Consider the following 12,857-nt stretch of genomic DNA (forward strand, 5'->3'; position numbering starts at 1 on the left):
CCAATAACTTTTAAAATCAATCGTTTCATATATATACAGGTGATGTATATTGCGTTTGAAATTGATTTTGCATTCCATTAAGCCTATTTTTGTTTTTAAATAATCAATACAAACCACTCTTTAATAATTAAATATGAACATTTTTGTTTGCGTTTCATTAGTACCGGACAGCACTACTAAAGTAAAAGTTGCATCCGATGGAAAATCTTTAGATGAAAACGGGGTAAGCTTTATAATTAACCCCTACGATGAATTTGCGGTAGAGGAAGCTGTACAGCTCCAGGAAAAAGGAGGTTCCACCACAACCGCCATCTCCTTTGGAACAGATAAAGCTAAAGAAGCTATTAAGAAGGCTTTCCAGATGGGTATTGAAAATGGTGTTCTAATCAAATCCGATACCGATAACTTCGACTCATATACTGCTGCAAAAAATATTGCTGACTATTTAAAAGATAAAAATCCTGATCTGATCCTATTCGGAAAACAGTCAATCGATTATGATGGAATGGTAGTGCCAAAAATGGTAGCGGAAATGTTAAACCTTCCATGCGTAAATGTCGTCGTAAAGATGGAAATAAATGATGGAAAGATCACTGCGGAAAGAGAAATTGAAGGCGGTAAGGAGATAGTGGAAACCTCGTTGCCGGCTGTCATAGGTGCTCAAAAGGGACTGAACGAACCGCGGTATCCTAATCTGAAAAGCATAATGGCTGCTAAGAAGAAAACGATAGAGGAAGTCCCCCCTACTTACACCGGTAATACATATGAAATATTGGAAATGAGTTTACCTCCGGCAAAAGGTGAAGGAAAGATATTCAACGACGGCGCGGCATCCGTACCGGAATTAGTGAAGCTTCTACGTGAAGAAGCAAAAGTAATTTAAAATCTAAACGAGTTTAAAAATAGAATATGTCAAATAAGATATTAGCAGTAGCTGAAGCGAAAGACGGAAAATTTAAAAACCCGGCTCAGGAAGTAGTAACCGAAGCAAAGAAACTTGCCGAACAACTCAGTTCCGATTTCGAAGTTCTGGCAATAGGTTCAGGCATTGAAGATGAAGCAAAAAATCTTGGCGCTTTTGGTGCAAAAAAAGTATTAGTTGTTGATCTCAACGACCTCAATAGTAAAAGCGGAACGTCAGGTTTTGAATATTCCCAGTCTGCATTTGCAAAGGTCATTAGTGAAATAGCAAAACGTCAGGATACGGATATTATCCTTATGTCAGCAACATCCCTTGGCAAAGACCTTGCTCCAAGAGTTGCTGTAAAAAATGAATCCGCTATCTGTCCTGACTGTGTTGATATACAGGTCGATGGTGGGAAAATAATCGCAAAGAAACCTGTTTTTGCTGGAAAGAGCTATATTAAAGTTGCATTTAATAGTGACAAGATCGTACTCACCTTGAGACCAAATGTATTCAAAGCAGAAAAGACTGGCGACGGAAGCGCTGAAGTTGAGGTTGTCGATGTAGGTTCTCTTAATATCACTCAGGATGATTTCAGATCTGTAGTCAAAGAGACAAAGGTTTCATCAGAAAAACTGGATGTAGCAGAAGCAAGTATAATTGTATCCGGCGGACGAGGACTGAGGGGTCCCGAAAACTGGAATCTCATTGAAGACCTGGCGGGAGTACTTGGAGCCGCAACGGGAGCTTCGAGGGCAGTGGTAGATGCCGGATGGAGACCTCATTCAGAGCAAGTTGGGCAGACAGGCAAAACCGTTTCACCAAATCTATACATAGCATGTGGTATCAGTGGAGCTATTCAACACCTGGCGGGTATGTCATCTGCTAAATGTATTGTCGCCATTAATAAGGACAAAGATGCACCGATATTTCAAATAGCCGATTATGGAATTGTTGGTGATGTATTTGAGATATTACCAGCACTCAAAGATGAGCTAAAAAATGTATTATCCAATTGATATTGAAAGATTCACGAAACTTTTTATCTTAGTTAATGTATTAATATTTAAGAACCAAAGAGATACATGGATAACGACGTAATACAGGTGGACATATTCGGATTATCCCTGTCTTCGACAATGCAGGGTGGTGGCTACGCCATCATCTTAAAAGAAGTTGGGGGAGAAAGAAGACTGCCGATCATTATTGGTCAATCCGAAGCACAGGCTATTGCATTCGAACTTGAAGGAATAAAACCTCCCAGACCGCTTACACATGATCTCCTTAAAAACATAATAGAAACCTTCGGCTATAACGTATCAAGCATTACTATCAACGACCTCAAGGATTCCACGTTTTATGCAAAAATAAAGTTTGACGTCGCCGCTGTGGATGAAATTGACGCAAGACCATCCGATGCTATTGCGATCGCGCTTAAATTCTCTGCACCGATATACGTTGCATCCTTTATTATGGATGAAGTAGGTTTTCTGCCGGAGGGAGAAGAGAGTGCTTCAAAAAATGATGATGGCTCCGAATATGAAGAGGAAGAAGTCGCGGAAGAAACTTCGACCGAAAACCGAAAACTGAATAAACTAAAACATGAATTGGATGAGGCAATATCGAAAGAAGACTATGAAAGAGCAGCCGTATTACGAGATGAAATTAAAAAAATAAACCCTAATTTAAATTAGTTCTTAAAAATAGAATCCTGTATTCACTCTTTTAGAAATCAAAATAAACCAATAGTGAAAAAAACAATATTAGCACTAACGTTTATCACTTTAATTTTCGTAAATATCTCGCAGGCTCAATCTCTTGCTGACCTTGAAAAAATGAGCAAAGACGCGGACAAAATTTCACTTAACGAAAGAGTAAACTCTACTTACCTATCCCCTAATGCAACCGGTACTATCATTACACTGGGTGTTCAGGCTGGTGGTGCCTTTGTAGAAGATAATACGGGACTGACGATTGGCATGTTTGCTAATGTCAGTTACGGAGGATTTTCCTTTGTTCCGCAAGCAAACTACTGGAGAGTAGAAAACTCCAGTAATTTTGAAATATGTGGACTCGCAAGGATCAGGCTTTCAAATGACAGAAAACTTGAACCCTACCTTGACGGTGGCATCGGAATAAATTTCTATGACAATAAAGTTCAAACAGTTACTAAAGTTGGACTTGACGTAGGGGGAGGTATAAGACTCTATGATGTTGGAACAAACTATAACCTGCTCTTTGATGGTAAGTACAAGATTATTGTTAGCGATGTTCAACCTCAAGGAAATATTTCCGGATACTTTTTAACGGCGGGGATTGAATTCTCTTTATAGAATTAGAATTATAAATTTGATATTAAAAGCGTAAGGGTAACCTCTTGCGCTTTTTTTGAATATATGAGAGAAAATCTCTTAATAGATATAGGTAATTCTAATATCAAACTTGGGCTTTCAAAGGATGATGTAAATATTCAAAAAAAGAAAGCCTACAAGTACGACAAAAGTAAATTCAAGGACGAGTTTTCTAAAGTTCTGCGAAGCTACTCTTCTCTATATATAACACCTGGCACGATCGGTAATACCGGAATATCTGTTACAAACCCTCACATCAAAAAAGAACTAGAGGAAAAATTTAAAAAAAGCGGCGCCGTATTTATTGATAATAAGACCTCCCCGTATGTAAAGATAACCTACAAAAGCAGACTCGGTAATGATAGAGTATCATCTATTAATGCCGCATACTATATTTATAAAAAACCTCAAATACTGGTAATAGACCTGGGAACAGCAACCACATTAAATCTTATAATAAACGGCGAATTCATCGGTGGAAGCATTGCGCCGGGGATAGAAGTAGGAATGCAGGGGCTTTTAACAAACACTCCCCTGCCTAAACCGGGCACAAAGTTCAAGGAGGGACTTATTTTTAACAGTACAAAGGAAAGTATTGCTGGAGGTACAGTTCAACAAACGATTTTCTTTATCGAAGGAGCCGCAAGTGAATTAAGGAAGAGATATAAAGATCTCTTTGTAATTGGAACAGGTGGTTACTCCGACTATATTTCGCATCATACAGAGTGCTTTGACATTGTCGATAAAGACCTCGTAATGAAGGGAATTAATGTTATCCTTAACCACAAAAGCTTTAAGAAAGTATGATAAGGATCTCCACAAATGAAATAATAAAGAAGACCAGAGGTAACTGTGATATTATAAATCTCACTGACGACCTGATAGATCTTTTGAGAGAGACAGGTATGAACCAGGGACAGTGCACGGTGTTTTCTATCGGTTCAACATCAGCTATAACAACAGTGGAGTACGAGCCGGGACTAATCAAAGACATCCCTGAATTTCTTGATGAATTAATACCTCAGTACAAGAAATATCATCATAATGATACATGGGGTGACGGCAACGGACATTCACATTTGAGATCTTCACTATACAAATCCTCTTTGACAATACCATTCAGCAACGGAGAATTTTATCTCGGCACCTGGCAACAGGTAGTGTTCCTGGATTTTGATAACAGGGAACGCACGAGGCGAATAATCGTACAATTCATCGGCGAATAAATTTTGAAAATAGACAAAGGTAAAATACTCATACTGCTGGGTTTCCTATTTACCTTATACCTGCGGGTAAATCTGATCGAGAACAAGAACATGTGGTTCGATGAGATATACTCATGGAATACATCCCTGTACGGCATTGCCGGAATAATAAAAGCAGCAGCCGGCGATATACACCCTCCCCTTTTTTATATTGTCCTTAAGGGCTGGACAGCCATTTTTTCTGATTCTGTTTTTGCAATGCGGTCCCTGTCAGTATTCTTTAGCATTCTGAGCCTGGTATTTATATATAGAATTTCTAAGGACATTTTAAAAGATGACGTGAAAGTATTTGCAATAATTATTCTTTATGCATTATCCCCTGTCAATATTCACTACGCTCAGGAAGTACGCATGTTCATGATGAATACTTTCCTTTGTCTTGGCTCCGTTTACTTTTTCATGATTTTACTTCAAAGTAGAAGCAAGCGGGCAAGCATCCTTTTTGTACTTTTCTCTGTATTTGCAATTTACACACATTACTTTGCTTTTCTGGTTATTTTAACAGAGGGATTGATAGTATTATACCGACAGATCAGAGCAAAAAGCGATTTCACGTTATTAAAAACCTTTGCTCCTCTTTTTATAATAATCCTCCTATCTTATATACCATGGTTTTCGGAGTTCTTTGGACAGGTGTCTAAAGGACAATCCTGGAGAACCCCGCAGGACTTTTCATCACTTACATTGAATACTTTCGCATTCTTTCGTGAGATATTCTTCAGCTACTTCATTTATTATAAGTCTGCATCTATCTATCATATTTCTAATTATGTTACGCTTTCTCTCGTAATTATTTACTGCATACTATTCGTAATCATGATAAAAAGAAAAGAGATTATAGGTGATACTGCTGTCGTTACCACATTTTTTGCAATACCTATGATCATTGCGGTCATTATCTCTTATAAGAACAGTCTTCTGTTATCACGATATATCAGTATCATTATCCCCTTCTTTATTATGTCCTATGTGATATTTGCACTATCACTCAAAAATAAAAAGATATCATATACTATTATAACATTTTTTATACTGGTCAGTGCGGTAGGTACTAAGTTCGAGTATGAAATGGACTTTAAAAACAACGATTACAGGCAGATCATTCAATATCTGGAGAAGAATTATCACGACGGTGATTATGTTGTTGTTGAGCCTCACTACATGGGTTGGTCTATCAAATATCTCAATAAAAGAGAAGAAACCAACCTCCCCGCTCCGATTATAATTGACTACAGCCTTAAAGGTATCGTAGATTCCTTAAATAATAACAAAAGCATTGAAAATTTATGGCTGGTATTGGATTACAGCTCGCTTGGAAGGGATGGATATGACAACATTGTATCCTCGATGAATGCGATCGGCTTCGATATGAAGCAGGAAGAGACATTTATTGTAATTCCGGAGAAAGTAATGATATATTACTTCGTAAGAAGGTAATTCCCTCTTAATTATCTTTAAAATTACCTACATATTACATAACTTATGCTATTAACAATTTCTTAATAATCCCGCTGAATGATAAATACCATCATATTTGCGATAGTTCTTTTCGGAGCGCTGGGATTTTTTGCATATTCGGTAAAGAATTTCCTCTCGTACCTAAAACTCGGGAAGAGCGAAAACAGGTGGGATAATATCAAGCAAAGGCTTATTAATACGTTCGAGATCGCCTTTCTCCAGACAAAATTATTTAGACGAAGATTCGCGGGATTTTTACATTTCTGTATCTATTGGGGATTCCTTGTACTTGGTATTGTAGTGCTCGAAGGATTCATTGAAGGTTTCTTCCCCGGATTCTCACTCTCTTTCCTCGGACCTCTATATAACGTTATTACATTCACACAGGATTTCTTTGGAGCACTGGTATTTGTGATAGTGACTCTATCGCTGATCAGAAGATATGTCGGTACTCCAAAGCGACTCGAAAATATTAGCAGCGGTTCTCGCCTCGATGCAACTTTCATACTTTTACTGATATTACTCGTAATGGTAACGATGTTCGGAACAAGCGTCGAAAGAATAATGCTGGGCGAGTCCACGGGTTATAGACCGATTTCCACTATGATAGCAAATCTCATCGGTGGTAATGGGTCGGAATTTATGTACAGGTTCTTTTGGTGGGGACATAATATAGTTGTGCTTTCGTTTTTAAACTATCTTCCCTATTCGAAACACTTCCACGTGCTTTCATCGGTGCCAAATACTTTCTTTTCAAATTACCGTATTGAACCGAACGGAGTGCTGAAACCGATCAACTTTGAGGACGAGAGCATCGAACAATACGGCGTAAAAGACATCGAAGACCTTACCTGGAAACAGATGCTGGATGGCTATACATGTACGGAGTGCGGAAGATGTACCGAGGTCTGTCCTGCCAATTTGACCGGAAAGATGCTGAACCCGAAGATGATCGTAACAAAAATACGAAGACGCGTTGAAGACAAAGGTCCCCTCGCTGTTAAAGGTATTAAAGAAGACCCGATACTTGACAAAGATCTCGTTCACGACTACATAACTCCTCAGGAACTCTGGGCTTGCACTACGTGCAGAGCATGTGTACAGGAATGCCCCGTAATGATCGACCATGTTACGTCTATCGTTGATATGAGGAGAGACCTCGCAATGATGGAATCCGACTTCCCTCCTGAGCTCAATACCGTCTTCAAGAACCTTGAAAACAATGAATCGCCATGGGCATTCGGAGCAGATGCTAGAAATGAATGGATAGATGAGCTTTCCAAAGAAATGGAGCAGGAGAATAAAGATAATAAGCTCAAAAAACTGAGTGAGATAGGTTCTGCTGAAGAATTGGATGTCGTTTTTTGGTCCGGATGCGCGGGAGCTTTCGACAAGAGGTACAGGAACGTTACAAAGTCGTTCGCTAAACTTCTTAGCGAAGCAGGAATAAAATTTGGAGTACTCGGCAGTGAAGAAAAATGCACGGGCGACCCTGCAAGGAGGCTTGGTAACGAATTCCTCGCGGTACAGTTTATCGAGCAGAATATTGAGACTTTTAAAAATTACAAAGTAAAAAAAGTTGTAACGGCATGCCCACATTGCATGCATACGTTGAAAAACGAATATTCAAAATTTGGTTTAGAGTTGGACGTTACTCACCACTCTGAATACATAGACAAGCTGTTAGAGGAGAAAAAGATTACTCCAAAAAAAGAAATTAAATCCAAAACAACATATCACGACTCATGCTATCTTGGCAGGTATAATAATGTCTATACCCCTCCGCGAGAGTCACTGGAATCAATACCCGGCATTGATGTAGTAGAGATGACTCGCTCGAAAGACAAGGGTTTGTGCTGTGGCGCCGGAGGCGGCAGGATGTTCATGGAGGAGCATGAAGGCAAACGCGTTAATATAGAAAGAACAGAGGAAGCATTGGAAACTGGTGCAACTACGATCGCATCTGCATGTCCATTCTGTATGACGATGCTTACCGATGGTGTAAAAGCTAAAGAGAAAGCTGAAACTGTTGCTGTTAAGGATATTGCAGAGCTTGTACTCGAGAGTGTAGACCCCTCGGCGTATACTAAGCCGGAAGAGGGTCATTTAAAAGAAGAAGAACAATAAATTTATTTTAATATAGGAGAAATAATTCATGTCGTATTTTTTTACATCGGAATCTGTAAGTGAAGGACATCCCGATAAAGTAAGTGACCAGATATCGGATGCGGTGCTGGATGATATTCTTACCCATGATCCGGATGGAAGAGTAGCGTGTGAAACTTTTTGCGCAACGGGAATGGTGGTAGTTGGCGGTGAAATTACTACAACACACTACGTTGATATTCCCCACATTGTAAGACAGGTCGTTAGTGATATTGGTTACTCAAAAGGAGAATACAGGTTTGATTTCAACTCGATTAGCGTATTGTCGTGCATAAATAAACAGTCTCCCGATATTGCAATGGGAGTAGATACAGGTGGCGCCGGTGACCAGGGAATAATGTTCGGTTACGCTAATAATGAAACGGACGTATTTATGCCAATGCCGATATATTACGCTCATAAACTTGTGCAGAAGCTTGCTGACATAAGGAAACATCACCACGACGTTATGCCTTATCTCAGACCGGATTCTAAATCACAGGTGACAGTCGAGTATGATGACAATGCTAAGCCAAAACGAGTTGATGCGGTTGTTATTTCCACTCAGCACGATGATGACGTATCACAGGAAACTATCCGTGAAGATGTTATTGAAAAAGTAATAAAGAGGGTTATTCCTGAACATCTGCTTGATGATGAAACAAAATTCCACATTAATCCGACCGGAAAATTCGTCATTGGTGGTCCGCACGGTGATACGGGACTAACAGGCAGAAAGATAATTGTTGATACATACGGCGGTAGAGCTCCTCATGGAGGCGGAGCATTCTCAGGAAAAGATCCATCCAAAGTGGACAGGAGCGCGACCTACGCAGCGAGACATATTGCTAAAAATATTGTTGCAGCCGGGCTTGCTGACGAATGCTTGTTACAGTTCTCATATGCAATTGGAGTAGCTGAACCTGTATCGGTTTACGCTTATACACACGGCACAGGTAAACTTCCCGATAAAGAACTTGCGCGCATCGTTAAGAATGAAATCGATATGACCCCAAAAGGGATCATCGAAAGATTGCAGTTAAAGAGACCTATTTACAGAAAGACTTCGAACTATGGACACTTCGGAAGAGACGATGCTGATTTCACTTGGGAAAAATTAGATCTGAAAGATAATCTTACGAACGCTATTAAATAGATAATGAGAGATTTCTTCTTCGGGTTCTTTTACCCGATAAGAAGTTTGGGTTTTTTCTTTAAGCAACCAAAGATAATACTATATTCAATAGTCCCGATCATACTTAATCTGGTAATTTACGGGACTATTTTTTTCTTTACATACCGCTGGCTATACGGAATATCCGAGGATATTACCGGGGCAGGTACCGGCGACCCGAATGTGATCCAGGTTATGTTTCATGCTCTGTTATCGGTGATATTTTTTATCGTACTTTTATTCATCTGCTACCTTCTATTTATTACACTTGGCGGTTTGGTAAATGCGCCCTTTGAAGACCGGATATCGAGAGCAGTTGAAAAGATCATTACGAATACAAACTACGAAACTAACCTTGGATTCTGGAAGGAAAATTTCTTAAGTATTAAAGCAGAGTTTTTTAAACAGCTTTTTAATATTTGTATAATAGTACCTATCTTCTTTTTAAATTTCGTTCCGGCGGTTGGAACGGTTCTATCAAGCATTCTCGGAATCACATTCTCGTTCTTTTTTAACGCGCTTGATTATCTTGACTATCCAATGACACGAAGGTTTTATAAGCTGAGGCAGAAGCTTTCCGTCGTAAATTCCGGCGGATTGCTCTCATATGGATTTGGCGCTATGGCATTTCTGATGATGTTTTTGCCGATAATAAACGTATTCTTTAAACCTGTACTGGTTGTAGCCGGTACTTCCCTTTTCTACGAAAAGAAATATTTCGATCAAATTAAAAATTTTCATAAGTGATCTTAATCTCTGCTCATTCTGATACAAATTTTAAGACAACAAAACTGAGAATCGAGGGCGATTCTTATGTCGGATATCTTGATAACTTCGTAGGTGTGTATGCAGCGATGAAGGCGTACTTTAGCGGTGAAATAAAGCCTGAAGATGTTTGGATAGAACTTACATACGGCGAGGAAACCGACTTTGCCGGAGCTATCGAAGTTGCGCAGGACATCCAAAAGGATGACCTTGTTATAGTAATGGACGTAACTGCAACTCCTACAGATAAGGACATTGTAATTGAAAAGGCAAACTCGCCTGTTATAAGAGAGTTTCTTGGCGATGTTTTGCAAGGATTTAGTTACGACCTGTATGAAGGATGTCCGGACCCTATCTCTGATCGTGATGAAGTGGAAGTATACAAACACAAATCCGATTACTGTTTCTTCCTGGGACTTCCCTGCTCAGGTGGTGATTATAATGATGTTGAAGTGAAATGCAAAGTAAAGTCCGTGGATGAAGCGGCAAGAGCAATAATCGAAATAACAAAAAAATATAACAACTTTAAAAGATTAATAAATGAGCTACCCTGAAGTCAATCTCGAACTTGCAAAAGAGTTAGGTCTGCAGGAAGATGAATACCAAAGAATACTTGATTTACTGGGCAGGACACCTACATATACAGAGCTGGGAATTTTCTCGGTGATGTGGAGTGAGCACTGCTCCTATAAAAACTCCATAAAACAGCTTAAGACCCTTCCACGTGAAGGAGGAAAGCTTCTTGTCGGCGCAGGTGAAGAAAATGCCGGACTGATCGATATTGGAGACGGTCTTGCTGTTGCTTTTAAAATTGAATCGCATAATCACCCGTCCGCAGTCGAACCTTACCAGGGCGCCGCAACCGGAGTTGGCGGAATACTCAGAGATATATTTACTATGGGTGCCCGTCCGATCGCAGCTTTGAATTCTTTGCGCTTCGGTAAGATACTACCTAATGGAAATTCAAGCGAGAAAGAAATAGACAGAACAAAATATTTGTTCAGCCATGTTGTTAAAGGTATTGGTGACTATGGAAATTGCTTCGGTGTACCTACGGTAAGCGGTGAAGTTTATTTCGAGCAATGCTACCAGGATAATCCCCTCGTTAACGCCATGGCAGTAGGTATCGTTAAGCATAATCAGACTGCTACCGCAACAGCAATGGGTACAGGCAACCCCGTCTTTATTGTTGGTTCATCAACAGGAAAGGACGGTATACACGGCGCAACCTTCGCTTCCGAGGAAATATCGGAAAAATCTGAATCGAAAAGACCGAGCGTACAGGTTGGCGATCCTTTTACAGAGAAACTTCTCGTCGAAGCCACACTAGAAGCAATACAATCAGGTGTAGTTGTTGGAATACAGGATATGGGCGCAGCGGGGATTACCTGCTCAACCAGCGAAATGAGCGCAAAAGGAAAATGCGGAATGAAGATCGACCTCGATAACGTACCCTTGAGAGATGAAACCATGACAGCTTACGAAATAATGCTCTCCGAATCACAGGAAAGAATGCTTGTTGTTGTAGAAAAAGGAAAAGAGAAAGAAGCTATCGATATTTTTGAAAAATGGGATCTTAACTGCTTGCAGATAGGTGAAGTAATCGATGAGGACAGGGTAAAGGTTTACCATCGAGGAGAGCTCGAAGCGGATGTACCAGCTGATGCCCTCGTGCTTGGTGGAGGAGCCCCGGTTTATACACGCGAACAAAAGGAACCGGAGTATCTTAAAGATACACGCTCCTTCGATCCAAACACTATTTCTGAACCTTCCGACTACAACGATACTTTACTTAAGCTTCTCACATCACCTAATATCGCAAACAAGACTTGGGTTTACAAACAATACGATTATGAAGTCAGAACAAACACTGTTATCGTCCCGGGTGGAGACGCTTCCGTGGTAAGAATAAAGGGAACGAACAAGGGTCTCGCGATGAAAGTTGATTGCAACAGTAAATTTGTCTATCTGAATCCCTACATGGGTGGTATTACTGCAGTCAGTGAGTGCGCCCGAAACGTTGTCTGCACCGGCGGGAAACCCCTCGGCATTACGAACTGTCTCAACTTCGGCAATCCTTACGATCCGGAAGTGTATTACCAGTTTGCGGAAGCAATACGGGGCATTGGTGACGCATGTCGCAAATTTGACACACCTGTTACCGGTGGTAATGTAAGTTTTTATAACGAGTCGCAGGATTTTGCAGTGTACCCTACTCCGACAATTGGTATAATAGGTTTGATAGAAGATATTAATAAAATGATGACGAGTAATTTCAAAAAAGAAGGTGATGTGATTCTATTAATTGGAAAACAAAATTGTAATGAGATCGGTGGAAGTGAGTACCTTAACTTCATACACCATAAAGTTACCGGTGATTCACCTCAAATTGATCTGGATGAAGAAAAGGCTCTGCAGGACTGCACACTTGAACTAATTGAGAAAGGACTAATAAATTCCGCACATGATACATCCGAAGGCGGTATTGCAGTTGCTCTGACTGAAGCCTGCATAATGGATAAGAAGAATCTTTTAGGATGTAATGTCAGAATTGACTTTGCAAACAGAAAGGATTTTGAACTTTTTGGTGAAGCCCAAAGCAGGATAATAATTACTGCCGACAAAGATAAAATCGACGAGATAATTTCTATTTGTGAAAATAACGGCGTTCCTGTAAAAGAAATCGGCACCGTAACTGGAAAAGATATTAAGATCAACGATGATATATCTATTAGCACAGACGAGGCTTCACAGAAGTATTACAAAATGTTTGACGAGCTAATGCAAAACTAAAC

12 protein-coding genes are annotated in these 12,857 nt (G+C 39.9%); all 12 read left to right on the plus strand.

Going from position 1 to position 12,857, the window contains the following annotated elements; all coding sequences use genetic code 11:
- The first annotated feature begins 133 nt into the window (after positions 1–133).
- The 12 genes from H6614_06335 to purL all read left to right on the plus strand — a co-directional run bounded on the left by H6614_06335 (position 134) and on the right by purL (position 12,855).
- Positions 134–883: an electron transfer flavoprotein subunit beta/FixA family protein gene (locus H6614_06335; GenBank protein MCB9243272.1), complete on the plus strand. Its 750-nt coding sequence runs from the start codon at positions 134–136 to the stop codon at positions 881–883.
- 26 nt (positions 884–909) lie between these two features.
- Positions 910–1,923: an electron transfer flavoprotein subunit alpha/FixB family protein gene (locus H6614_06340; protein MCB9243273.1), complete on the plus strand. Its 1,014-nt coding sequence runs from the start codon at positions 910–912 to the stop codon at positions 1,921–1,923.
- Positions 1,924–1,989: 66 nt separating this feature from the next.
- The gene (locus tag H6614_06345; protein MCB9243274.1) at positions 1,990–2,598 is read left to right on the plus strand and encodes a bifunctional nuclease family protein; all 609 of its coding nucleotides are present in this window, start codon (positions 1,990–1,992) and stop codon (positions 2,596–2,598) included.
- Positions 2,599–2,652: 54 nt separating this feature from the next.
- A complete protein-coding gene (locus H6614_06350) occupies positions 2,653–3,237 on the plus strand; it encodes a hypothetical protein (protein MCB9243275.1) in 585 nt (194 codons plus the stop codon).
- A gap of 63 nt (positions 3,238–3,300) precedes the next feature.
- Positions 3,301–4,062, plus strand: a complete 762-nt coding sequence (locus H6614_06355; protein MCB9243276.1) for a type III pantothenate kinase — start codon at positions 3,301–3,303, stop codon at positions 4,060–4,062.
- Complete coding sequence (locus H6614_06360; protein MCB9243277.1) at positions 4,059–4,481, plus strand: YjbQ family protein; 423 nt, start codon at positions 4,059–4,061, stop codon at positions 4,479–4,481. The genes H6614_06355 and H6614_06360 overlap by 4 nt, the downstream gene beginning before the upstream one ends.
- A 3-nt stretch (positions 4,482–4,484) precedes the next feature.
- Positions 4,485–5,957 carry a glycosyltransferase family 39 protein gene (locus tag H6614_06365; protein ID MCB9243278.1) on the plus strand — a complete coding sequence of 491 codons (1,473 nt, stop codon included), beginning with the start codon at positions 4,485–4,487 and terminating at the stop codon, positions 5,955–5,957.
- Between the two features lie 78 nt (positions 5,958–6,035).
- The gene (locus H6614_06370) at positions 6,036–8,105 is read left to right on the plus strand and encodes a 4Fe-4S dicluster domain-containing protein (protein MCB9243279.1); all 2,070 of its coding nucleotides are present in this window, start codon (positions 6,036–6,038) and stop codon (positions 8,103–8,105) included.
- Positions 8,106–8,133: 28 nt separating this feature from the next.
- Complete coding sequence (locus H6614_06375; protein ID MCB9243280.1) at positions 8,134–9,279, plus strand: methionine adenosyltransferase; 1,146 nt, start codon at positions 8,134–8,136, stop codon at positions 9,277–9,279.
- 3 nt (positions 9,280–9,282) lie between these two features.
- A complete protein-coding gene (locus H6614_06380; protein ID MCB9243281.1) occupies positions 9,283–10,044 on the plus strand; it encodes an EI24 domain-containing protein in 762 nt (253 codons plus the stop codon).
- Entirely contained in the window at positions 10,041–10,616 is a 576-nt protein-coding gene (locus H6614_06385; GenBank protein MCB9243282.1) for a hypothetical protein, read from the plus strand. Before H6614_06380 ends, H6614_06385 begins: the two co-directional genes overlap by 4 nt.
- Positions 10,603–12,855, plus strand: a complete 2,253-nt coding sequence (gene purL, locus H6614_06390; GenBank protein ID MCB9243283.1) for a phosphoribosylformylglycinamidine synthase subunit PurL — start codon at positions 10,603–10,605, stop codon at positions 12,853–12,855. The genes H6614_06385 and purL overlap by 14 nt, the downstream gene beginning before the upstream one ends.
- Positions 12,856–12,857: the final 2 nt, after the last annotated feature.

Source organism: Ignavibacteriales bacterium, from assembly GCA_020635255.1.
Classification (GTDB): Bacteria; Bacteroidota; Ignavibacteria; order Tepidaquicellales; family Tepidaquicellaceae; genus JAEYVS01.